This window comes from uncultured Desulfobulbus sp. (genome assembly GCF_963662935.2).
GTDB lineage: Bacteria > Desulfobacterota > Desulfobulbia > Desulfobulbales > Desulfobulbaceae > Desulfobulbus.
In genome coordinates this window covers 3,103,650-3,126,001 of the sequence record NZ_CAXXTL010000002.1, presented here as the reverse complement: position 1 = coordinate 3,126,001, position 22,352 = coordinate 3,103,650, and the positions used below count along the sequence as shown (strand labels likewise).

Annotated in this window: 22 protein-coding genes and 3 pseudogenes; 8 read left to right on the top strand and 17 right to left on the bottom strand. The window is 52.9% G+C overall.

The genetic code is table 11. The features are described from left to right. Positions 1-70: 70 nt before the first annotated feature. The 5 genes and pseudogenes from ACHZCX_RS18135 to ACHZCX_RS18115 all read right to left on the bottom strand — a co-directional run. A pseudogene (locus tag ACHZCX_RS18135) lies at positions 71-738 on the bottom strand (transposase); the annotation flags it as partial. Between the two features lie 245 nt (positions 739-983). Beyond that, positions 984-1,522 (bottom strand): annotated as a pseudogene (locus ACHZCX_RS18130) (DUF3833 domain-containing protein). A gap of 29 nt (positions 1,523-1,551) precedes the next feature. After that, positions 1,552-1,851: a chalcone isomerase family protein gene (locus tag ACHZCX_RS18125; protein WP_319588748.1), complete on the bottom strand. Its 300-nt coding sequence runs from the start codon at positions 1,849-1,851 to the stop codon at positions 1,552-1,554. 14 nt (positions 1,852-1,865) lie between these two features. Beyond that, on the bottom strand, positions 1,866-2,135 hold the full coding sequence (locus ACHZCX_RS18120; RefSeq protein WP_319588596.1) for a chalcone isomerase family protein: 270 nt from the start codon (positions 2,133-2,135) through the stop codon (positions 1,866-1,868). Positions 2,136-2,266: 131 nt separating this feature from the next. Then, a complete protein-coding gene (locus ACHZCX_RS18115) occupies positions 2,267-3,727 on the bottom strand; it encodes an SDR family oxidoreductase (RefSeq protein WP_319588595.1) in 1,461 nt (486 codons plus the stop codon). A gap of 159 nt (positions 3,728-3,886) precedes the next feature. On the opposite strand from ACHZCX_RS18115, the gene ACHZCX_RS18110 reads away from it, so the two are divergent. The 5 genes from ACHZCX_RS18110 to ACHZCX_RS18090 all read left to right on the top strand — a co-directional run bounded on the left by ACHZCX_RS18110 (position 3,887) and on the right by ACHZCX_RS18090 (position 8,460). Then, the gene (locus ACHZCX_RS18110; RefSeq protein WP_319585208.1) at positions 3,887-4,213 is read left to right on the top strand and encodes a transposase; all 327 of its coding nucleotides are present in this window, start codon (positions 3,887-3,889) and stop codon (positions 4,211-4,213) included. 74 nt (positions 4,214-4,287) lie between these two features. Next, positions 4,288-5,229 carry an IS3 family transposase gene (locus tag ACHZCX_RS18105; RefSeq protein ID WP_319585209.1) on the top strand — a complete coding sequence of 314 codons (942 nt, stop codon included), beginning with the start codon at positions 4,288-4,290 and terminating at the stop codon, positions 5,227-5,229. A 236-nt stretch (positions 5,230-5,465) separates the two neighbouring features. Then, the gene (locus tag ACHZCX_RS18100) at positions 5,466-5,966 is read left to right on the top strand and encodes a ferritin-like domain-containing protein (protein ID WP_319588594.1); all 501 of its coding nucleotides are present in this window, start codon (positions 5,466-5,468) and stop codon (positions 5,964-5,966) included. 457 nt (positions 5,967-6,423) lie between these two features. Continuing rightward, a complete protein-coding gene (locus ACHZCX_RS18095; RefSeq protein ID WP_394708849.1) occupies positions 6,424-6,966 on the top strand; it encodes an NUDIX hydrolase in 543 nt (180 codons plus the stop codon). Between the two features lie 150 nt (positions 6,967-7,116). Then, the gene (locus ACHZCX_RS18090) at positions 7,117-8,460 is read left to right on the top strand and encodes an FAD-dependent oxidoreductase (RefSeq protein WP_394708808.1); all 1,344 of its coding nucleotides are present in this window, start codon (positions 7,117-7,119) and stop codon (positions 8,458-8,460) included. 72 nt (positions 8,461-8,532) lie between these two features. Here ACHZCX_RS18090 and ACHZCX_RS18085 read toward each other — a convergent pair whose 3' ends face one another. The 10 genes and pseudogenes from ACHZCX_RS18085 to ACHZCX_RS18040 all read right to left on the bottom strand — a co-directional run bounded on the left by ACHZCX_RS18085 (position 8,533) and on the right by ACHZCX_RS18040 (position 15,469). Continuing rightward, positions 8,533-8,907 carry a pyridoxamine 5'-phosphate oxidase family protein gene (locus ACHZCX_RS18085; protein ID WP_319588591.1) on the bottom strand — a complete coding sequence of 125 codons (375 nt, stop codon included), beginning with the start codon at positions 8,905-8,907 and terminating at the stop codon, positions 8,533-8,535. Positions 8,908-9,148: 241 nt separating this feature from the next. Next, positions 9,149-9,580, bottom strand: a pseudogene (tnpA, locus tag ACHZCX_RS18080) (IS200/IS605 family transposase). Positions 9,581-9,616: 36 nt separating this feature from the next. Next, positions 9,617-10,558 (bottom strand): IS3 family transposase, encoded by a 942-nt coding sequence (locus tag ACHZCX_RS18075; RefSeq protein ID WP_319585350.1) that lies wholly within the window; start codon positions 10,556-10,558, stop codon positions 9,617-9,619. Between the two features lie 74 nt (positions 10,559-10,632). After that, on the bottom strand, positions 10,633-10,959 hold the full coding sequence (locus ACHZCX_RS18070; RefSeq protein WP_319585208.1) for a transposase: 327 nt from the start codon (positions 10,957-10,959) through the stop codon (positions 10,633-10,635). A 375-nt stretch (positions 10,960-11,334) separates the two neighbouring features. Further along, on the bottom strand, positions 11,335-11,619 hold the full coding sequence (locus ACHZCX_RS18065) for a hypothetical protein (protein WP_394708807.1): 285 nt from the start codon (positions 11,617-11,619) through the stop codon (positions 11,335-11,337). A gap of 13 nt (positions 11,620-11,632) precedes the next feature. Next, the gene (locus ACHZCX_RS18060; RefSeq protein ID WP_319588752.1) at positions 11,633-11,920 is read right to left on the bottom strand and encodes a hypothetical protein; all 288 of its coding nucleotides are present in this window, start codon (positions 11,918-11,920) and stop codon (positions 11,633-11,635) included. 815 nt (positions 11,921-12,735) lie between these two features. After that, positions 12,736-13,041 carry a transposase gene (locus ACHZCX_RS18055; RefSeq protein ID WP_394708806.1) on the bottom strand — a complete coding sequence of 102 codons (306 nt, stop codon included), beginning with the start codon at positions 13,039-13,041 and terminating at the stop codon, positions 12,736-12,738. 26 nt (positions 13,042-13,067) lie between these two features. Next, complete coding sequence (locus tag ACHZCX_RS18050) at positions 13,068-13,595, bottom strand: hypothetical protein (RefSeq protein ID WP_394708735.1); 528 nt, start codon at positions 13,593-13,595, stop codon at positions 13,068-13,070. Positions 13,596-13,597: 2 nt separating this feature from the next. Next, on the bottom strand, positions 13,598-13,909 hold the full coding sequence (locus ACHZCX_RS18045) for a transposase (protein ID WP_394708754.1): 312 nt from the start codon (positions 13,907-13,909) through the stop codon (positions 13,598-13,600). Between the two features lie 354 nt (positions 13,910-14,263). Beyond that, a complete protein-coding gene (locus ACHZCX_RS18040) occupies positions 14,264-15,469 on the bottom strand; it encodes an MFS transporter (protein WP_319588590.1) in 1,206 nt (401 codons plus the stop codon). A 268-nt stretch (positions 15,470-15,737) separates the two neighbouring features. On the opposite strand from ACHZCX_RS18040, the gene ACHZCX_RS18035 reads away from it, so the two are divergent. From ACHZCX_RS18035 to ppnN, 3 genes are all read left to right on the top strand, one after another. Continuing rightward, positions 15,738-16,742, top strand: coding sequence for a YhdH/YhfP family quinone oxidoreductase (locus ACHZCX_RS18035; protein WP_319588589.1), 1,005 nt, complete (start codon positions 15,738-15,740; stop codon positions 16,740-16,742). Positions 16,743-16,843: 101 nt separating this feature from the next. Next, positions 16,844-19,339 (top strand): AMP-binding protein, encoded by a 2,496-nt coding sequence (locus ACHZCX_RS18030; protein WP_319588588.1) that lies wholly within the window; start codon positions 16,844-16,846, stop codon positions 19,337-19,339. Positions 19,340-19,457: 118 nt separating this feature from the next. Then, positions 19,458-20,843, top strand: coding sequence for a nucleotide 5'-monophosphate nucleosidase PpnN (ppnN, locus tag ACHZCX_RS18025; protein ID WP_319588587.1), 1,386 nt, complete (start codon positions 19,458-19,460; stop codon positions 20,841-20,843). On the opposite strand, the gene ACHZCX_RS18020 is transcribed toward ppnN, so the two are convergent. Beyond that, positions 20,840-21,652, bottom strand: coding sequence for a UbiA family prenyltransferase (locus ACHZCX_RS18020; RefSeq protein WP_319588586.1), 813 nt, complete (start codon positions 21,650-21,652; stop codon positions 20,840-20,842). The two genes, ppnN and ACHZCX_RS18020, sit on opposite strands and share 4 nt — an antisense overlap. Before the next feature lie 96 nt (positions 21,653-21,748). Next, the gene (coxB, locus tag ACHZCX_RS18015) at positions 21,749-22,348 is read right to left on the bottom strand and encodes a cytochrome c oxidase subunit II (RefSeq protein WP_319588585.1); all 600 of its coding nucleotides are present in this window, start codon (positions 22,346-22,348) and stop codon (positions 21,749-21,751) included. Positions 22,349-22,352 lie beyond the last annotated feature (4 nt).

Here is a 22,352-nt window from a genome sequence, read left to right as displayed (position 1 = left end):
CAGCCTTCCCTCAAAAAAACATCGCCAACTGAGAAATTGTCAGGGACCAGTTTTGGACCGGCATCGTCCATTTCACGCCTCGATTCGAAAGATCGGTCAGCACCTGAAGCCAGAAATTGGCGCCTTCATGCTCGGAGATATACAGACCAAGAACCTCTTTCCGGCCTTCGAGGTTGACGCCGAGGATTGTATACACTGCCTTACCAGCGACCTTGCCATTTTCCCGAATCTTGTAGTGGATGGCATCGAGCCAGACAATCGGATAAATCGATGCCAAAGGCCGGGCTTACCACTCTTTGACCGTATGGATTATTTTATCAGTAATGGCGCTCAGGGTGCCGGTCGAAACCTCAAGCCCGTAGAGGTCACGAAGATGACCTGAAATATCCCGATAGCTCAGGCCGACGCCATACATGGCGATAATCTTTGCTCAATCTCGTCATTGAGGCTGGTCTGATGCTTCTTGACCAATTGAGGGGTAAAGGTCCCGTCACGGTCTCGGGGAGTGCGTAACTCAAAGTTGCCATTCAAAGATTTGATGGTCTTTTGGCTTTAACCATTGCGGCGGTTGGCGGTGATTTCTTGGCTGAGATGCGAATCCCACTCGCCTTCAAGGGCTGCTTCAGTGAGATTTTTGATGAGTGGGGTGAGGATGCCTTCCTTGCCGAGAAGCGGCTTGCCTTCCTGGAGGGCTTTCAGGGCTGCTGAAAAATCGAAGTCATGGTTTTCCTGGGTCATGTCAGTTCTCCTTGTTGCGCTGAATATATCAGCTTGAAGTTAACTGACACAGAATTTTGAACGGCCTCGTTTCCAAGGGTTTCATCAGGAAACTTGTTTTCATGACCAACCAGACCGGTACACATATCAAACATTTTCAACAGAGCCTTTTTCAGGATGTTATCGAGCGGATCACCTACTCACCGGATTTCCGAAATTGTCGGCAGCAAAATCAGCTCCTTCCTCGGTGTTCCAGTTGCATACTTCTATTGCTTATAAAAAGTAATAAGGACTTCGCCCAATTTGAAACCAAACTTCGAGAAGACGGCCCGATTCATCATGATTTTGTCGTCAAGCTGCCACATCCAATCGTCAAAGTTCACGTTATAAACCTTGTCACCAACTGGCAGGGCAAGCACATATTTGCAATTCAAGGCATTGCCTGCTGCCGCACCGGCAGCCTCACCGACGACGTCAGCTGCGGTACCGATGTACCGATCCTTTTGTTTTTTGATTGTCCACATACGCCGTTCTTTCTTGCCGTCAGCGTAGGTAAAATTTTCATCAAGTGTGCCGGTGTCACCTTGCCAACTGCACCGCATATCGACCGTCATGCGACGAATAACCTTCCCTGAGCGATCTTGGAGATGCCATAGGCAACAACACGCCCGTTGAAAAATTCCTGCATGTCAAAATGAGGTTTCTGGTTTGCGTAGTCAGAGAGTTGAACCGAAGTACAACTCGTTGTTAACAATGCAATCAGAGCGCACAAGAACCACCGTGAAAACTGATAACGAAGCGGCATGATAATCCCCCCAAATTTTTCCCTGATTTTCAGCCTCCATTGATCAGTCGGCTGCGCATTTCCAGGTCAATAGGATCTTTTCCCAACCAGATGCCAAAATATGCTGCGGCAAAATCCGCCCCCTCAATGGTGATCAGCGGCCGATCATTGTAGCTCAACTCTGTTCCTCGCCCCGGCACGTAGGTCAAAGCATATCGATCACCGGGCTTGACATCACGGTACACCGCATTGATTTTTTCTATACGGCTTTGCAGGCGAGCCAGTTCGTCCGGGGTATTATTACGTTCCAGAATCGCTTTTGCCCCTTTGCCAAAATCTGGTCCGGGTATGGAGACGAGATAGCTTATTTCAAGACGTTTGGGGTATTAGCCAGGACATCATGGGGAGAACCGTTTTCAGGCAGGTAAAGAGCCGCCACGTAGACCTTGAAGATTTTCAACCAGCGCAGAAGTGCTACGCCTCGAATCGGGACCTGTTTGTTATCAATGCTGATGCTCTCTTGGAAAGTAACATCTTCGACGGTTAGAGCGACAGCATTGATTGGTTGCACGACCAGAAGGGAAAAAAGAAGTGTTCTTTTGATGAGGCGCAAAAAGGTTTGTAACGGTTCCATGGAGCTCCTCCTCAATGAATCTAAAAATAGAGTCGTTTGCTAAACTTATAAACTACCTGGCCGGCAGGATTTCTTCCGTCCGCAGGAAAGCATCGTATCTGCACTCATACTGTGTTCACTATGAAGGCCTGTCATTCTAACTTGGACTTGGCCGAGCTGGCGACAATGGTCCGGGCAAGATCATACAATGCGAAATGATGCAGTGGCATGACCAGATACCAATACAACCTGCCCAGGATGCCCCGTGGCAGAAAATGGGCGGTCTGGACGAGTTGATCGGATTGCACGTCAAACTCCAGCCACCCCTCACCCGGCAATTTCATCTGGGCATAGAGTAAGAGCCTTTTCCCAGGTTTGATATCAACAACCTTCCAGAAATCAAGCGCATCACCGACGCGAAGTTCCTGGTCGAGCCGCCTGCCACGATTGAGACCATAGCCGCCAACAAGTTTATCGATGATCCCCCGAAGTTGCCAGAGAAGATCATACTTAAACCAACCATTGGTACCGCCTACAGCACAGGCCGATTGAAAGACATCTTCTTGACGCTCGCCATTTTCAAAAGGAACCGTCCGAATGTCTCTTAAAATTGCCCCTGCAGGATTGTCGAAATCCTTGATGTCGCACGCCTTTTGACCGGTGCTGTCACACCACCGACTAACGACTTGATTGTGCTCAAGTTCCCGCAACGCACCCGCAACCGCCTGTTTGAACGAAAGAGGCTGGATCTCCGGATACAGTTTCGCCGCGTTATCATTTTGTATAACGGTTTCACTCTTGAGCCCCTCTACGAGAGCGGCAGCGAGCTTATAGGGGATAGGAGTGAAGAGAATCAGCCAATAGGATGATAAGCGAGGCGAGAGTACAGGAACGGGAAACAGGTATCTTTTCAGCCCCATGACTTCCGCGGCCTGCTGCATCATTTCCTGAAAGCTGAGCTTTTCACTGCCTATGTCGACGACAAGGTTCCCCTGGTGCAGGAGTTCCACAGACGCCTGCAGATAGGAAAGTACATCATCGATGCCGATGGGCTGCGTGTGGCTTCGTACCCAGCGAGGAGTAATCATCGCCGGCAGTTTCTGGCAGAGATTTCGAATAATTTCAAAACTGGAACTCCCGGACCCGATAATCACGGCCGCACGCAACCAGATCGTCTCGATACGATCGGGTTTTGCTGAAAGAATTTCACCTGTCTCAATGCGGCTCAAGAGATGCTTGCTGGCACTCTCCTTCACACCGAGCCCACCGAGATAGACGATTCGCCGCACACCGGCTTCTATGCAGGCCTCTCTGAAATTCTCGGCGCTTACTTGGTCGAGGTTCCGATAATCCTCGGTGCTTCCCATGGAGTGGATAAGGTAAAATGCCGTGTCGACCCCTTGCAGGGCGGCAGCAAGAGACGCTTTATCAAAGGTTGAGCCCTCTTGTATCTCAACCTGGTCAGCAATCGAATGCTGAACTTTGTTGCTGTTCCGCACCAATAATCGAACCTTCAGTGCTGATGTTTTAAGCAGACGATGGGTCAGCCGCCTGCCGACATAACCGGTTGCACCGGTCACCAGTACGATTTTGGTCTTCATTGTATCAGGCATGATTGCGTTGATGCTGCTCGACTGGGTGATGATTGAGAGTTTACGACTGCATATCTTTCATTGTATTTACGAATAGAATGATGCACAAGGGTCATGGAAACGATGACCTGTCTTGGTTCAACGGGAATAGGACTTTTGAGCTGTTCATGATAAACCATTATGAACGGAGGAAAGTCCATGCGAAAGAAACGTCACAACTACAGCCCTGAAGAGAAGGTAATCATCCTCAAGCGCCACCTGGTTGGCCGGGAAACGGTATCGGATCTCTGCGATGAATACCAACTGCAGCCGAATACATTCTACGGTTGGCAAAAGCAGTTTTTCGAAAAGGGAGCTGCTGCTTTTGCCCTAGAAAACAAAGACTCCAAGAAGGTACAAGAACAACGAATCCATCAGCTTGAAGATAAATTACGTCGGAAACACGAGGTTCTTTCCGAGTTACTGGAGGAGCATATCCAGTTAAAAAAAGAACTTGGGGAGCTCTGAATGGTAGCTGGGTTCCTCATGATACACGTGATACCGTTGTTGATTTCAGCAAGCATTGGAGCAAGAAAGCTGAAGTGGCCCTGCAAGAGATCATCGCTTGGCTGGCCGTTTCCAGGAGCAAGTTTTATGCATGGATCAAGCGGTACGGCAAGGCCAACGAACATAATGGGCTGATCCCCCGGGATTTCTGGCTTGAACCTTGGGAACGGGCAGCGATCGTCAATTTTGCTGTCAACAATTCCCTTGAGGGGTATCGGCGGTTGACGTTTATGCTACTGGATCAGGACATCGTTGCCGTCAGCCCCAGCAGCACCTGGCGAGTTCTAGGCCAGGCAGGGTTGCTGCAGAAATGGAACCGGAAGAAAAGCCTCAAGGGCACCGGCTTTGTGCAACCGCTCAGGCCCCATGACCATTGGCATGTGGACATTTCTTATATCAACATCTGCGGCACATTTTATTATTTGTGCAGCATTCTCGATGGATGCAGTCGTTTCATTGTCCACTGGGAGATCAGGGAACAGATGACGGAAATGGATGTGGAGATCATCCTGCAACGCGCCAAGGAGCACTTTCCCGAAGCCCGGCCAAGGATCATTTCAGATAACGGGCCACAATTTATTGCCAAGGATTTCAAAGAATTCATCCGTATCTCGGGAATGACGCATGTGCGGACATCGCCATATTATCCGCAGTCCAACGGCAAATTGGAACGGTTCCACGCAACCATCAAGGGGGAATGTATTCGTCCCGGTGTCCCGCTTTCCCTTGACGATGCCCGAAGAATGGTTGAAGGGTTTATCCATCACTACAACAACGTCAGGTTGCACAGCGCCATCGGATATATCGCGCCGATGGACAAATTGAACGGCAGAGAACAGGAAATATTCAAAGAGCGAGACAAAAAACTGGAAAAAGCCCGGGAACTGAGAAAGAAAAAACGACTTCGTGCCTACGGGCCAATCACCCCAAGGGGAGATAATACGGCTCCCCATAACCCCTTAATGCAAACAGCTTGAATGTCCATTTCCAACTGAGGCGGAACAGACCAAGACATCATGATGAAGAACATCATTGTCTAAACATTTTCATTCTCGCCCTCTGTTGCGCCTGGAATGAAAAGGTCGCGATGACCGCGCAATGGTCGTTTTTTTCCGAAGATTAGAAAGCAATTGCCTTCCGGGCAAAAGGGCAATACAGTTTTTTTTAATCACTATTACAGGCAAGTCGTGTATCTTTAAACAAGGAGACAGCCATGGGAACCAAGGGAAGAGAGATAGTTGGAGTTAATACTGAAAAAGTTCTGGCACTGCTTAATAAAGCCTTTGCCGATGAATGGTTGGCCTATTATCAATACTGGCTTGGAGCGAAAGTTGCCAAGGGGCCGATGAAAGAAGCGGTGATTGCCGAATTGCTGCAGCATGCCGCTGATGAATTACGACATGCCGATCTGGTGACTACCCGGATTATCCAACTGGGCGGTACTCCACCAACCAGCCCCAAACTGTGGTACGATTTCACGAATTGCGGCTATGATGCCCCGGAAGACCCCTATGTGCTGCGGCTTTTAGAGCAGAACATCAAGGGCGAGCAGTGCGCCATCAGCGTGTACAACTCGATGCTGGCCGAAACCAGGGAACTGGATCCGGTGACCTACAACGTAGCCCTGCAGATACTCCAGGACGAGGTTGAGCATGAGGAAGATCTCCAGGCGCTGCAGGAAGATATCGAACTGATGCTCGCCCGCCGTACCTGAAAAAAGGTCAAAGGAAGAGCGTCGGCCCTTTTTTGGGCCTGCAGCGACAGGCTGAACCAAGCTTTTTCAAACTGTGTTCTACAGTCGAGCAGACCGGTTTCTCTCATGAAAACAAATTGTTAACTGCAAGCTCTTTATTAACGCCTCGCCGCACGCAGCTATTACCTGTTCTGCCGTTCTGAATTGTTTTCACAGTTGGCACCGCCCCCTCTCGGAACCGTGCTTGTGCCATTTACGCACACGGCTCCTCCACAGCATTCACAGGTAGCCCGAACATTTGATATGGAACGTTAGAAACTGTTTGCAACAAGGGCTGATATCCATCAGGGAGAATATCCGAAGGTTAATCGGGGCGATTGACCTGCAGATTCCACGGCTTGGGGTCAGGAGCCAAGACCAGGCAGTGAAAGCCTGGTACTCTAAACAACGGACATTTTCTTTCAGAAAGGACGCGATTGTGAATTTCTGTACTCAGTGCGGTGCCAAAGTGACGATGCAAATGCCCGAGGGGGATGACCGACTGCGGTTTGTGTGCGATGATTGCCATACCATCCATTACAATAATCCCAAAATGGTTGTTGGCACCATTCCAGTAATGGGTAATACAATCCTGCTGTGCAAACGGGCCATTGAACCACGTCGTGGAAAATGGACGCTTCCGGCCGGATGGCTGGAAAATGGGGAAACGGTTTCGACCTGCGCCCTGCGTGAAACACAAGAGGAGGCTTGGGCAGAAGTTGAGGATTTGCAGCCCTACGTCCTTGCCAACCTGCCCTTTATTAATCAGGTGTATTTCTTTCTGCGGGCCCGCCTTCTTAATACCGATTTTCATGCCGGCACCGAAAGCCTTGAAGTGAAACTCTTCACTCCTGATGCAATCCCCTGGGACGACCTGGCTTTTTCTGCTGTACATGAAACGCTGCGATTATTTTGTGACGATGTAAAGAAGGCGGAGTTCCCCTTTCGTATTCTCGACATCAAGCCGCAGCAGAGAACATGAATATGTGCCGTCGAAATCGAAAATACCATCATCTCGCTGCGCTCACTGTTCTGATGCAGAGAGACACTTTGCAGTCAGGGGATATCGGCGATACCCTCTTTGAGCGCATCAACCAGCAATACCCTAAACAGTATGTAAAAGGAGGAAGAAATGCTCGTAATAATAGGTGGCGATGCCGCAGGCATGAGTGCAGCTTCCCAGGTTCGCAGGCTGCAACCTGCGACGGACATACTGGTTTTTGAGCGCGGTGTCCATACATCCTTTTCCGCCTGAGGCATACCCTATTACGTCGCCGGTCTGGTCGACAGAGAAGACGCACTTATTTCCAAGACGCCTCAAACGTTCCGAGAAAAATTAAACATCAATGTTCAAACCAGGCACGAGGTTATTGCCATCGATCCGGCAAATCAAAAGGTTCTGGTCAGGAATCTACACTCGTCCACCGAACATTGGCAACACTATGATCAACTGCTTGTTGCCACCGGGGCAAGACCGATTCGACCGAACTTGGAGGGTATTGACAGCCGAAATATTTACGATGGCAACAGCTTGGTGAACGGTTCACGGCTCAAACAGGCCCTCGCGGAGCAAAAACCGAAGACTGCGGTGATTGTCGGCGGCGGGTATATCGGCTTGGAGATGGCCGAAGCACTCCATATGCGTGGCCTGAAAATCACCATGGTCCAGCGCAATACGCAGGTGATGCCTACTCTCGATCCGGACATGGGCGAACGCCTTGGTCAGGCTCTGCGGGAAGAAGGTGTCGATCTCCATGTGAACGAGACCGTGCAGGGCTTTAAACACAAGGATGGCCTGGCCGTTGCTGTTACTACCAATAAACGAACCATCCCCACGGATCTGATTATTCTTGGACTGGGGGTCACACCCAACAGTGAATTGGCTGCAAATGCCGGGATTCCCCTCGGGCCGAAAGGAAGTATCAGGGTCAACGATCTGCAGCAGACTGCAACCCTCAATATCTGGGCAGCGGGTGATTGCGCCCAGTCCTATCACCTGGTTAGCCGCAAGCCGGTCCATGTGGCATTGGGGACGGTTGCCAACAAACAGGGCCGGGTAGCTGGTCTGAACCTGGGGGGCCAATACGCCACCTTCCCCGGAGTCGTCGGCACTGCGATAACCAAATTTATGGATACCGAATGCGCCAGAACCGGCCTCAACGAGAGGGAAATCAAGGAACTGGGCCTGCAGTGCTCAATCGGCCTGGTCGAAGGACATACCCTGCCCCGTTATTACCCAGGAACCTCACGAATACATGTGAAAGTGCTGGCTGAGAAGGGGTCAGGCCGCTTGCTCGGGGTTCAGATCGTCGGCGGCCGAGGTTCAGCAAAACGTATTGACACAGCGGCAACCGCACTCCATGCCGGTTTTTCCGTGGAAGACCTGCTCTACCTTGATCTGAGCTATGCCCCACCTTTTGCCGGAGTGTGGGATCCGATAGTTATTGCCGCACGTATGGCGCTGAAGGAAGTATGAATCAAAACCTTGAATTTTGCAGATGCGGACTCGAGGCCCCTGCAAATCAATATCTGATCCCGACTTGAGCAGCTATTTATCACCAATGAGCGGAAGTTCCTTCTCAAGTGTGAAATAGACAAGAAAAGCAAGCGCCTCGTTATCATCGCTGAATGTACGCCGTTTTATTTTCTTGATTAATTCCGGGTTGTTTTCTTCACGGACTTTTTTTAAAAAAAGTCTCTTTCCGCTGTATCTCGCTTTATCTTCAATGTAAAGGAAGGTCGCGGAAGGATTTGATTGAAGGTTGTGATGGGTCAGACGGTCGCGCATGATAAAGGCCATCGTCCCTTCCTCAAGAAAATGCGGACGTGAATAAATGGCCGCATCCACTTTCCCTTTACTGTCAGCTGTAGCCAATACACCTACCCCTTTGATACTTTCGAAGTATTCTTGTAACTTTTTCATATTTTTCCCTTTTGCGGCAAAATTTTATCTTCTTGGCTTCTAGGTTGGAACCATAAACACGACGCGGGTCTTTTGCGACACAAAGACTAAGCCAACTTCATGCTTGTAACTGCAACCTTGATATAACTGTTTATTTTTAAAGAAAAGTCAGTGACCACCGGCAAAGCCGGTGGCTTGAAAGATTGTGACCCGCTCAAAGCGGTATATTCAACAGATTCTCTGACCACCATTCGGTGGTCGACTATCTGAATAGTTGCAGTTGCTCGACGCGATGGTCTTCTTGTTCTTGCTCGCGGATGTAAGCCCGCACAACCTCTTCATCGGCACCGACAGTTGAAACAAAATAGCCCCGTGCCCAAAAACTCATGCCGCTATAGTTCTTCCGTTGGCCAAGCTAGGTCCGCGCTATATGGATCGCGCTTTTTCCTTTCATATAGCCAACCACCTGCGATACCGCATATTTCGGCGGTATCGAAATCAGCATGTGCACATGATCGGTTTGCAAATGCCCTTCCAACACCCGGCTCTCCTTCTGCCGGGCAAGGTCATGGAACACATCTCCAAGATTCTTGCGAAGTTGACCGTAAAGCATTTTCCGACGGCATTTCGGTATCCACACTACATGGAACTTGCAATCCCATTTCGTGTGGCTTAAACATTGTACGTTGTTCATGAAGCCTCCTGTTCCGCCTCAGTTGGAAATGGACATTCAAGCTGTTTGCATTAAGGGGTTATGGGGAGCCGTATTATCTCCCCTTGGGGTGATTGGCCCGTAGGCACGAAGTCGTTTTTTCTTTCTCAGTTCCCGGGCTTTTTCCAGTTTTTTGTCTCGCTCTTTGAATATTTCCTGTTCTCTGCCGTTCAATTTGTCCATCGGCGCGATATATCCGATGGCGCTGTGCAACCTGACGTTGTTGTAGTGATGGATAAACCCTTCAACCATTCTTCGGGCATCGTCAAGGGAAAGCGGGACACCGGGACGAATACATTCCCCCTTGATGGTTGCGTGGAACCGTTCCAATTTGCCGTTGGACTGCGGATAATACGGCGATGTCCGCACATGCGTCATTCCCGAGATACGGATGAATTCTTTGAAATCCTTGGCAATAAATTGTGGCCCGTTATCTGAAATGATCCTTGGCCGGGCTTCGGGAAAGTGCTCCTTGGCGCGTTGCAGGATGATCTCCACATCCATTTCCGTCATCTGTTCCCTGATCTCCCAGTGGACAATGAAACGACTGCATCCATCGAGAATGCTGCACAAATAATAAAATGTGCCGCAGATGTTGATATAAGAAATGTCCACATGCCAATGGTCATGGGGCCTGAGCGGTTGCACAAAGCCGGTGCCCTTGAGGCTTTTCTTCCGGTTCCATTTCTGCAGCAACCCTGCCTGGCCTAGAACTCGCCAGGTGCTGCTGGGGCTGACGGCAACGATGTCCTGATCCAGTAGCATAAACGTCAACCGCCGATACCCCTCAAGGGGATTGTTGACAGCAAAATTGACGATCGCTGCCCGTTCCCAAGGTTCAAGCCAGAAATCCCGGGGGATCAGCCCATTATGTTCGTTGGCCTTGCCGTACCGCTTGATCCATGCATAAAACTTGCTCCTGGAAACGGCCAGCCAAGCGATGATCTCTTGCAGGGCCACTTCAGCTTTCTTGCTCCAATGCTTGCTGAAATCAACAACGGTATCACGTGTATCATGAGGAACCCAGCTACCATTCAGAGCTCCCCAAGTTCTTTTTTTAACTGGATATGCTCCTCCAGCAACTCGGAAAGAACTTCATGTTTCCGACGCAATTTATCTTCAAGCTGATGGATTCGTTGTTCTTGTACCTTCTTGGAGTCTTTGTTTTCTAGGGCAAAAGCAGCAGCTCCCTTTTCGAAAAACTGCTTTTGCCAACCGTAGAATGTATTCGGCTGCAGTTGGTATTCATCGCAGAGATCCGATACCGTTTCCCGGCCAACCAGGTGGCGCTTGAGGATGATTACCTTCTCTTCAGGGCTGTAGTTGTGACGTTTCTTTCGCATGGACTTTCCTCCGTTCATAATGGTTTATCATGAACAGCTCAAAAGTCCTATTCCCGTTGAACCAAGACACTCCTTTCTCGTGACTTTGAGCGGTCCACGTTGAGAGGAGGCTTCTTTATTATGCTGGAACCGTCAAACTTTTGTTGTCCCCCGGCAAAGCCGGGGGTTTACCTAACGGAAATTATGACTTACGGCGAGATTGAGTTGCATTGTGTCAAATATATTTTTTCATAGTTACTCAAGTTTCCGAGTTGCTCTAACTTGCCGTTATTATGTTTTTAACGTAGGCCAATTTCTTTCCTGTTTGCAGCATATCAACGGCAAAGCCCATGACTGCATCAACAATGGCTAGTGTAACGTGCGGTTAATTGGGCATATTTATCAACTTATGTGTTATAGTGCGTCATGCCACGCACACATGAAAACTACACAATTAATGAAGACGAGCAGCGGAGCCTCGAAGCCCTGCTGTTGCAATGTTTCAAAGACCAGCAGGAATTGCTCGAAGCCACGTTCGTTCATGGCTTCGAAGAACGAACTCCTGGCAATACCTTTCTTCGGGGCAATATGGTCACGGGCAAAGGCATCTTCTTCCAGGGATTGGAGCAGATGCCTGCCGGAGGTATGCTCCTGCAGGTGAAAATAGATGAGTGCATGGAGCTGGTCTTCAAATTCCATTTGCAGCGGTCTGTTACTCCGGGATTTGAGTTTTGGAATACGTTCCAGGGCCAAATGTAATGGAGAGCAGGAGCGTTCGTAGCTGTGAGCGGTTAACTTTCCTGACTTGAACGGGTGTGGCGCCATTTTCATAACCCATTGCAATGAAAGGATATTTATGAAAAAGGCCGCGGCGGCTCCCCGTTGATTTGTCAAAAAAATTCAGCTTGTTATGTAACTTTTTTTGCCCGGCGCCTCCTTGCAAAATCTTAACCGGACATTGCTGATATTGAATACTGTCAAGAAATCTTTTTTCAAGCACTTCTGTGGCATCATGGCTTCAGCCATTTCAGTCACGGTTTTCCCATTATAAGCCCCTTTGACCTCACGGTCAGGGGGCTTTTTTTTATCCAATCAATAAGAGCCTGTATACCATCCCCCCTCACCACAGGGGGTATTGAGTGCTAAAGACGACAATACCCCGCCTCCTCAGATACCCCCACCCGTGATGGTCGAGTCATCGACTCTCTATAAGCACTTACAAGCGACCTCCGATAGTAAAGATCACAGATAACAAGGAGGTCACATGGCACAATTCAGAGGGACGATTCGTGGAGGTAGAGGAGAAGCGTCAAGGTTAGGGCATAAGTCATCAGGACTGCTGCTTCAGGCTAACGGTTGGGACATTGGCGCAGAGGTCAACTTGAGATGGAATGAACAGGAGCAAAGGGATGAACTCTGTATTTCTCTAACTCATAGGTCAAATGGCAATGGGGTTCGGATGCCACTCGGAACCTTCGCCCTTGAAGACGGTAGGGTTGAGAAGGTACAGGGAGGATGAAGCCAGGAAGGAACAGGAAGGCAGGAATGGAGGGCTAGCGATGGCTCTCCATTCTTTATTTATGGGCTACAATTTGACAAAGGGGGGGCGAATCAGAAAATATACAGATGAGCCTGTCGCAGAACTATTGACGGGATATTTCAGTCTCAGGCCTCAAGCGGGTCTCTCTGTAGAAGAGTGTTGCTTGTAGTCTCGTTTGCTCTCTCGAGACTTGCCATAGGCCACGCTTTTGCCTTTCAATAATGATCGGCTGGCGATTAAAAGCGCCTTCTCCACCATTTTTCGTTGCTCATTGATCATCCATATGCCGCCATGTACAGTTTGCGCAGGTTGAAACAGGCGCAAATCAGCGACCACTCCGACTGCACCGCATCCAGGCCACGGCGAAGAAAGCCCCGGCACCCCATGACGCTCTTAATCTGCCCAAAGACCGGCTCCACCGTCTGGCTGCGCAACTTGTAGACGGCCCGCCCATCCTGGGTTCGCAGCTTGCGCGTCATGCGCTGCTTCGGGGTGATGTCGTCAGGGATCCGGCCCTGGGGAGAACCTTCCGCCTGGTGCGCCTGCGCTTCTCGCAAACGGCTCGCCGTGGCGATGAACAACTCAGGGCCGTCCTGCTCCAGCTCGGTTATATCAAGCTGGTCATGCCAGTACCCGCCTCCGCTGCCAGCGCCTGGGGACGGCCCTCGATCCCGGCAGCTTCCAAGGTGGCCTCCAGCACTGCCAACATCGGCTCCAACTGGTGGACGTCGTTCTCCTCCTGGGTGATATCCGCGCTGACTATACATTGACCCGCCGTCACTATCGCCTGGGCATTGAAGCCCTGCACATGTCCCTGACGGGTTTTCATAATCCGGCTCGCAGGGTCAGTAGGGTTCGCCTTGCGATCATGGTTGATCACCGCTTCTGGACTCGCCGGTTTGCGGCCGGGTTTCTTCTTGCCACTCTGCTGCTCCTCTTCCGCTCTTTTGCCCAGCTTCTCCTCCTGTACCAAGCGCTCTGCTGTCGCCGCCAGCTCAAGGCGTTCCTTGGCCTCCTGCAACCGTGTCAGGCGCTCGCGCTTGCTGCGCAAGTCAGGGGGCAGCTCATCGCCCTGGCTCTCTTTGCCATGCCGCGCATATTCGGCAGCATCCGCCGCCTTCATTTCCTTGTGCATCTTCACGATCTCCTGCTCCAGATGCGCGAGCGTTCGGTTGGCCGCCAAGGATCCATTGGCCTGCATCTTGGTCCCATCCAAGTAGACTTTGCCCACTTTGGCCAAGCCCGCCTCATGACAGAGCGACAGCACCTGGGCAAACAGGTGGTTGATCGCTTCCTCATGAGACGGCTGCGGAAACGGGCAAAGGCGCAGTGATCGGGTCGGATATTGCCGGTCAGACATCGAAACGGCACTTGATCTTCGCAGGCCTTGGCGATCCGCCGAGACGAGCGAATGCCAAGACACCAGGCGTACAGCAAGGTGGCCAGCATCATCTGCGGATCATAAGGAGGGGCGCCTTCATCGCGCCGTAGGCCGCGTAAAACTGCCCCAGATTAAAATGCTCCACACAATCCCAGAGAAATCGGGCAAGGTGATCTTCCTCTACCCACTGGTCGATCGAGATCGGCAGCAGATGCAGTTGACTCCGGTTGGGCTTGTGAAATCGGCGATGCGTGGCTTTTCCCTTCGGCAGATCGAGAAACTGAAAACATCAACTAATATCATTAATTCAATAACATATATTGAGTCTTATTGCATCGGTTCTGCGACAGACTCAGATATTGCTGGAGCAGTTTCCACCAAGTTTCTACGGTGATTTGAAGAGAGGAATAAAGAGAGATAATTCAGGAAGATGGAGCAATTTGGTGGTGGTCAACCTTGGTTTCGCCGGCAGCTTCACCTGAGCGGATCAGGAACGCAGCCATCAGGGTCAGGAGCATGATGCTAAGAGAGGTGAAGGAAAAGGCCTGGCGCATGCCGATAAAATCCAGACTGACGCCGGCAAGCACGGCTCCGGTGAACACACCTGCACTCATCGCCAGATTGAACACCCCCATCATGGTGCCATGACCGAACCGAGTCCGGCCCTCTTCGGCAGCATAGGCGCCGAGCACCGGCCAGAGCACAGCCTCGCCAAAGCCAAGAAAAAGATAGGTTGCGACCATACCGCCAAAGCTGGTCGCCAAAGGAATGAAAAAAACCGCGACGCTCATGCAGAGGCATCCGCACACCAGAAGCACGACTTTGTCAGAGCGGTCTGCCAATTTACCAAAAGGATACTGGAGCAGGGCATTCATTAACGTGCGGCTGGCAATAACCAAACCAGTCTGCAACCCGCTGCTGCCCGGCCACCCGGCCATCATCACCGGTAAAAAGGCCATGGTTGGCACCATCATCAACACGGTGGCGAAACGGGCAATGAGAATACCCACGGTCCGCCGCCTTTTCAGCATCAACCGGACATTGACCAGCAACCCGGTCTGCTGTTGCCGGTCGATCGGACAACAAGCGGGCATATTGGTCAAAACAAGAAGAAAGGCGAAAAAACAGAGCGCTGCCATCATATAAAAGACTGAGGCCAGCCCCCAGGCGTCGGAAAAAAAGCCGCCGAGAATCGGTCCGCAGCCAATACCGCAAAAGATGGCGATGTTCACCACCCCCATGTAGCGCCCCTCCTGGCCGGGCGGAGCAAGAAAACTGGCGTAGGCCATGGCCACGGGTACGATCATGGCAGCCCCTACACCCTGAAAAAGCCGGATGCCGACCAAATGCACAACGCTGCCGGCATGGGGAATCAACAGACCGACCAGTCCGTAGATAAATAGACCAGCGACCAGAAAACCCTTGCGGCCCCAGCGGTCGGAGAGATTGCCGACCACCGGTTGCAGCAGGCCCCGGCTCAAGGAAAAGGCGGCGGTGATCAAGCCCAGAGCAAAGCCGGAGGCTCCCAGCTTAGTGGCCAGCACTGGCAAGACCGGAATGATGATACCGACCCCTAAGAGAGCGATAAACACCGAGAGCACCACAGTAATGAGTATGCGGTTGAACATGCAAAGGAATCTTTCGAGGCCGGGATGCGCCGGCTTACAGTTGAATCATCGACAATTGGTGTGGGAGGAGGAACAGGCCGCCCTGCAACTCTCCTTCATACCATCCGTTCAAGGGATTGCAAACCGCTCTTTCCGGCAACGGTCCATCTCACCTGGCGAAACTCATCAAGCGCCTTTGTCCCCCGCCTTGTACTGCTCAGAAAAAACTCGTATAGTGGTTTGACAAATCGTGTGGAATACCAAGGCAGGACAACCCACTGGAGGAAACATGGAAAACATCGCATTCAAGGCCATGATCGTTACCGAAACGGAAGGCAAACAATTCGTCCGCACCATCGGCGAAAAACATATCGCGGACTTGCCCGCAGGCGAAGTATTGATCAAGGTCCGTTATTCCTCCCTCAACTACAAGGACGCCCTCTCCGCCTCAGGCAACAAGGGAGTGACCCGAAGATACCCGCACACGCCGGGTATCGACGCGGCCGGTATCGTGATGGAGAGCAGCAAGCCAGCCTTGCAACCTGGTGATCAAGTTCTGGTGACCGGATTCGACCTGGGCATGAACACCGCCGGTGGTTATGAAGAATATATTCGGGTTCCGGCCGCCTGGGTGGTACCGCTGCCCACAGGGCTGAGCCTGCGCGAGAGCATGATCTACGGCACCGCAGGCTTCACCGCCGCCCTGTCCTGCTCTCAATTGATCGAACATGGCGTCACCCCGGATCAAGGCCCGGTATTGGTGACCGGGGCCACCGGCGGCGTTGGCTCCATAGCCGTGGCCATCCTGGCAAAATCCGGTTATGAGGTGGCGGCAGTCACCACGAAAATCAACGAAGCGCCCTACCTGCAACAGATCGGCGCCAAAGAGATCATCAGCACTGCCGATGCCGACGACCAGAGCAGCCGCCCCCTGCTCAAACCACGCTGGGCTGGAGTTGTCGACACGGTGGGCGGCAATATCCTGAGTACGGCCATCAAAGCCACCCGCTACGGCGGCACGATCACCTGCTGCGGCAACGTCACCTCCGGCGAATTGCACACCTCAATCTACCCCTTTATCCTCAACGGCATCAGCCTTGTGGGTATCGATTCGGTCAACTGCCCGGCCGAGCAACGCCTGCGCATCTGGAACAAGCTGGCCAGCGACTGGAAGCTCGACCATCTGGAGGCGATCACCACCGAACTGCCCGGCCTTGAGGCGCTGGATGAACGGATTTCTTTAATCCTTAAGGGAAAGCACCGGGGAAGAAATATCGTCAAGATCGGTGATTGATCGCTCCCCGCCATCTATCAGGCAAGTTTCCGGGGCGGACGGTTAGTCGGACCGCCCCCGAATTTTACTCCTTTTGTCCTCCCTCACACGGTCAACAACCCATGCTCCTCGCCGATCACCACAAAATCGCCCTGATCCTGCCGGACCGCTCCTACACCTACGCCCAACTGCTGACCATGGCCCACGCCTATGGCCAGCTTATCCCGGAAGGCACCGAGCGGGTGCTGATCTTCTCGGAAAACCGGCCGGAATGGGTCCATGCCTTTTACGGGGCCTGGGGCAAGGGCTGCACGGTAGTGCCGGTCGATTTCCAAGCCACAGCCGAGGAGGTCGCCTTCATTGCCCAGGACTGCCGACCCCAAATCTTTTTCTGCTCCCAGGAACGCAAACCGGTCATAGAGGAAGTCCTGGCCGGGTTGGACTACGGGCCACAGCTCCTGGTCTTTGAAGAGCTCTCGCCCGTGGAGCACCTGGAGAGCAAGCCGGTTGCCGCTTCCAATCCCCAGGCCACTGCCCTCTTGATTTACACCTCGGGCACCACCGGTACACCTAAGGGGGTGATGCTCTCGTTTGCAAACCTGCTGGCTAATGTCGAGGCGGTCACCATCGGCGCCCCCATCTACGCCCCGGAGGAACGGGTGCTGATGCTTCTGCCACTGCACCACATCTTTCCGCTGCTCGGCACCCTGGTGATTCCCTTCCAGATCGGAGCCACGGTAGCCCTGTCGCCCTCCCTCCGGGCAGAGGACATTGTCAGCACCTTGCAGAACAACAAAATCACCATCCTGATCGGCGTGCCCCGGCTCTACAGCCTGATCATGAAGTCGATCCAGGATAAAATAGCAGCCAACAAGGTCGCCAGCCTCCTCTATTGGGTCGCGGCAAAAGCGGCCTCACCCGCGCTCTCCCGTCTGCTGTTTCGTTCGGTGCACAAGAAATTCGGCGGCCACCTCAAATATCTGGTCAGCGGCGGCGCAGCCCTTGATCCGGTCATAGGGCAACAGTTCACCACCCTTGGTTTTGAAATCCTCGAAGGCTACGGCATGACCGAGGCCGCCCCGATGATCACCTTTACCCGGCCCGGACAGGTGCTCATCGGCTCGGCCGGCACGGCCATGAGCTGCACCACCATCGACATCCGCGAAGGCGAGATCGTGGCCTCGGGGAAAAACATCATGCAGGGCTACTGGAACCGGCCCGAGGAGACCGCCGAGGTCCTCCGCGACGGCTGGTTGTATACTGGCGACCTTGGCCGCCTTGACGACCAAGGACGGCTGTACATCACCGGACGCAAAAAAGAAATCCTGGTCCTAGCCAACGGCAAGAACATCAACCCGGTGCTGATCGAGCAGGAGTTGGAGGCGATCAGTCCCGCCATCGCCGAAGCGGGCGTCTTTCTCAAGGATGATCTCCTCCAGGTGGTGATCCGCCCCAACCTGGCCCTGATCCGGGAAAAGGGCATTACTCGGATGGACGAGTACTTCCGCTGGCAGGTGATAGACCGTTACAATCAGAAAACCTCACCCGCCAAACGGATCCATCATTTCACCCTGGTGGAGGACGAACTGCCCCGCACCAGGCTGTCGAAACTCAAACGATTCCAGCTCCCGGCCCTGGTGACGGCACGGGAGGAGCGCAAGGTTCACGCCGAGCATCCAGCCACCGAGGAATATCAGATCATCCACCAGTTTCTCGAACACCACACCTCTCGAAACATAGCGCCGGACGACCATCTTGAGATTGATGCCGCCCTTGATTCCCTCGACAAGGTCAGCCTGCTCGTCTTTATTCAGAAGACCTTTGGCGTTGCCATCGCCGAGGACAAACTGATGCACATCCCGACGCTGCGCCAACTGAGCACCTTCATTGCCGAGCGCAAAGAAAAAATCGCGGTCGAACTGATCAACTGGCGCGACATCCTGCGGCAACGGGTCGACACCGGCCTGCCGCGCACCTGGTGGACCACCAACCTGATCAAAAATATCAGCCGCCTGCTCTTTGCCTGCTATTTCCGTTTCCACGCCGAGGGACGGGAAAACATCCCGGACACGCCCTGCATCCTTGCCCCCAATCACCAGAGTTTTATCGACGGTCTTTTTGTCGCTGCCGGACTGAAAAACAGCCTGATGCAGCGCACCTGTTTTTATGCCAAAGCCAAGCATCTGCAGAATCGCTGGCTACGCTTTCTCGCCGACCGCAACAATATAGTGGTCATGGACATCAATGCCGATGTCCGCGAATCGATCCAGAAGGTGGCCACCCTGCTGCAAAGCGGCAAAAACATCATCATCTTTCCCGAGGGCACCCGGACGCTCAACGGCGCCCTGGGGGAATTCAAGAAAACCTTTGCCATCCTGAGCAAGGAACTCAACGTGCCGGTGGTGCCAGTGGCCATCCGCGGCGCCTTCGAGGCCCTGCCCGCCGGCTCCCTCCTCCCCCGTCCCTTCCGGCGAATCTCGGTGTGCTTCCAGCCGCCGGTCTTTCCGGAAGGCCACAGCTACGAATCCCTCAAGGAGATAGTCGAGCAGAAGGTCAGGGACTGCCTGCAAAGGGGGCATCAATCGCTGCTGCCTGACAATACGGCCATCACATCCTAACCGGAAACCCATCGCGCCAAACTATGCTTCAGGACAGATGGGCAATCACGTGCACACCGATTCTTCGATCCAGGATCGAAGTTCAACACCTTTACACTCTTTTAGAAGAGGATTTTTCATGCAATACGATGTTATTGACGCCCGCATCAGCCCCAACGGCAGTCTGGATGTCCTCTCCCGGCTGGAAGTGGGCAAGCTTCTCAACACCAGCCAGGGCGAACTCTATCCGCTCTTTCGCAACAGCTCGCTCGCCGTGCTCAACTACGGTGGTCACCTCGACGACGGCCGTGAACTCCTCGAACGGTACAAGAACTTCGATATCCGGGTGATCCAGGAGGAGCGCGGCATCAGGCTCGACCTGCGCAACGCCCCGAGCAGCGCCTTTGTCGACGGCAAGATGATCCGCGGCATCAACGAGCATCTGTTTTCCGTGCTCCGCGACATCGTCTATGTCGACGACACCATCAACAACAACCCTCGTTTCGACCTCCAGACCTCAGACGGCATCACCAACGCCGTCTTTCATATACTGCGCAACGCCGGCATCATGCGGCCGCGCACCAACCCGCGCCTGGTGGTCTGCTGGGGCGGGCATTCGATCACGCCGGCCGAATACGATTACAGCAAGGAGGTCGGGTATCAACTGGGCCTGCGCGGTCTCGACATCTGCACCGGCTGCGGACCGGGTGCCATGAAAGGTCCGATGAAAGGGGCCACCATCGGTCACGCCAAGCAGCGCATCGCCAACGGGCAGTATCTGGGGATTACCGAACCGGGCATCATTGCCTCGGAATCGCCCAATCCCATTGTCAATGACCTGGTGATCATGCCGGATATCGAAAAACGGCTGGAGGCCTTTGTCCGCGTCGGCCATGCCGTCATCGTCTTTCCCGGTGGCGTCGGCACGGCCGAGGAGATTCTCTATATTCTCAGCATCCTGCTTGATCCGGAGAATTCACGCATCCCCCTGCCCCTGATCTTCACCGGCCCGGCAAGCGCCAGCGAGTATTTCGGCCAGATTGACCGGTTCATCACCGATACCCTTGGCCCGGTGGCCCGGCAGTTGTACCGGATCATCATCGACGATCCTGAGACTGTGGCCAGGAAAACCCTGGAAGGTGTGGAACAGGTCCGAACCTTCCGTTTCAAGACCGACGACGCCTACTATTTCAACTGGCTCCTCAATATCGACCCCAGCCTACAGTTGCCCTTTGTGCCCAGCCACGAAAATATGCGCAGCCTCGACCTGCACAAAAAACAAGCCCCGTATCTGCTGGCCTCCAACCTGCGCCGGGCTTTTTCCGGAATCGTAACCGGCAATGTTAAGGAGGCTGGTATTCGAGCTATCGAAGAAAAGGGACTCTTTGAACTCTACGGCGATACCGCGATCATGCAACCACTCGACACCCTGCTTGCCGCCTTTGTCGAACAACAGCGGATGAAACTGCCGACCAGCACCTATACCCCCTGCTATCGACTGGTTGCGGAGGGTGATATGTTTTAGCGCGCACTCAGTAGTTGCAGTACTGCGACAATCAAGAGAGTGCTAAAAAAGGAACCGTTGAGAACAAGAAAAAGAAACCGGTAGCTCGGATGTTTTTTTCGCAGCAAGAGTGAAGTTGCACCAAGAGTCAGCATCACGGCCATAAAGGCGATGGCCAAGCGTGCCCCTGATTGAAGAAGCTCACGGTCAAGGGTAAGAGCGAGAGCGACGACAACGAAGGCCAGTATCCAGACGAGAGCGATTCGTTGCAGGCTTTCTGCGGAGAGCAGTCTGATCAGCGCCGGTTGATCGACAGTGCGATAATCTTCCTGATGGGAGAGGAGAATCAAGCAAAAATGGGGAATCTGCCAGAGAAAGAACAGGGAAAAAAGCAGCCAGGCACGATTGTCAGTCAGCATGCCGCCGGCAGCTGTCCAACCAATCAAGGGCGGCGTGGCCCCGGCAAGACTTCCGGGAAAAAGCGCAAAAATCGTAATCTTTTTCAACGGTGTATAGACGCCATTATACAGCAGTAAGGCGACGATACCCAGCAAGAGCGGTTGGCAGCCATCGGTGCCCCAAAAGAGGGTGACCATGCCAAGGATGACCAGCAGAATACTCAACCAGGTTGCCTGGAGCTTGTCGATGCGACCGGTCACCATCGGTCGATTGCGTGTACGGGCAAAAAGGCTGTCAGTTGCGATCTCCTGGAGGCTGTTCAAACCCGCTGCCCCGCAGGCCAACAAAAAAACGCCACAGCAAATGAGTCCCAGAGAGGGCGTGAGCGCCGGCGAAGAGAGGATATATCCAAAGCCCGCGGAACAGGCCACTGGCAGGCAAAGAGGCACTTTGACCAGTTGCAACCAAGGACGGAGAGAGGCGACCAAAGTGCGCCATAAAAGTCTCTTTCTCACCTCCTGCAAGCGTTACTCATTGCCTTCCTGCGCCAGCCAGGCATCATAGTCTTTGCGTGAAACAACCTTGAGCTTGGCCAGCATCTTCGAATGATCAAGACCGCAATATTCCGTACACATAATATCGAATTCACCCGGTTCCTGGGTTCTGAACCAGACATAGGTGGGCATATTTTTTACCGCATCGGCCTTGACCCGAAAGGCGGGCAGATAAAAGCTGTGGATCACGTCAAGCGACTCAATGTTGAGCTTGATCGGGGTGTGTTCCGGGACCACCAGCAGATTTTCCGACTCCTTGTCATTGCCGTAGACAAAAATCCAGGTAAACATCTGTGCCAGAACCTGAATCTGGACTGAACCTGCAGGGACGGCGCGTAGACCGGTGAAGGATTTCCAACCCACCACAAACATGGAAAGGGCAATGATGGTCGGGATGATCGTCCACAGTAACTCAAGCTTCCAGTTGCCTCTGATGTCGGCGGGCTGGGGGTTGCGGCTGCGCCGGTAGCGGATGACAAAATAGATCATGACCAGCGTAATGCCGGTCAGCAGCACTGCGGAGACGATAAATATGTACCAGAACGCCCGGTCTATACCAACAACAGGATCCATTGCT

Excerpts from the sequence above, each read along its gene's own strand:
- ACHZCX_RS18120 (WP_319588596.1), bottom strand. The coding sequence starts at position 2,135 with ATGGAACCGTTACAAACCTTTTTGCGCCTCATCAAAAGAACACTTCTT.
- ACHZCX_RS18115 (WP_319588595.1), bottom strand. The coding sequence starts at position 3,727 with ATGCCTGATACAATGAAGACCAAAATCGTACTGGTGACCGGTGCAACC.
- ACHZCX_RS18110 (WP_319585208.1), top strand. The coding sequence starts at position 3,887 with ATGAACGGAGGAAAGTCCATGCGAAAGAAACGTCACAACTACAGCCCT.
- ACHZCX_RS18100 (WP_319588594.1), top strand. The coding sequence starts at position 5,466 with ATGGGAACCAAGGGAAGAGAGATAGTTGGAGTTAATACTGAAAAAGTT.
- ACHZCX_RS18085 (WP_319588591.1), bottom strand. The coding sequence starts at position 8,907 with ATGAAAAAGTTACAAGAATACTTCGAAAGTATCAAAGGGGTAGGTGTA.
- ACHZCX_RS18070 (WP_319585208.1), bottom strand. The coding sequence starts at position 10,959 with ATGAACGGAGGAAAGTCCATGCGAAAGAAACGTCACAACTACAGCCCT.
- ACHZCX_RS18065 (WP_394708807.1), bottom strand. The coding sequence starts at position 11,619 with ATGGAATTTGAAGACCAGCTCCATGCACTCATCTATTTTCACCTGCAG.
- ACHZCX_RS18050 (WP_394708735.1), bottom strand. The coding sequence starts at position 13,595 with ATGCACAAGGAAATGAAGGCGGCGGATGCTGCCGAATATGCGCGGCAT.
- ACHZCX_RS18045 (WP_394708754.1), bottom strand. The coding sequence starts at position 13,909 with ATGCTGGCCACCTTGCTGTACGCCTGGTGTCTTGGCATTCGCTCGTCT.
- ACHZCX_RS18040 (WP_319588590.1), bottom strand. The coding sequence starts at position 15,469 with ATGTTCAACCGCATACTCATTACTGTGGTGCTCTCGGTGTTTATCGCT.
- ACHZCX_RS18035 (WP_319588589.1), top strand. The coding sequence starts at position 15,738 with ATGGAAAACATCGCATTCAAGGCCATGATCGTTACCGAAACGGAAGGC.
- ACHZCX_RS18030 (WP_319588588.1), top strand. The coding sequence starts at position 16,844 with ATGCTCCTCGCCGATCACCACAAAATCGCCCTGATCCTGCCGGACCGC.
- ppnN (WP_319588587.1), top strand. The coding sequence starts at position 19,458 with ATGCAATACGATGTTATTGACGCCCGCATCAGCCCCAACGGCAGTCTG.
- coxB (WP_319588585.1), bottom strand. The coding sequence starts at position 22,348 with ATGGATCCTGTTGTTGGTATAGACCGGGCGTTCTGGTACATATTTATC.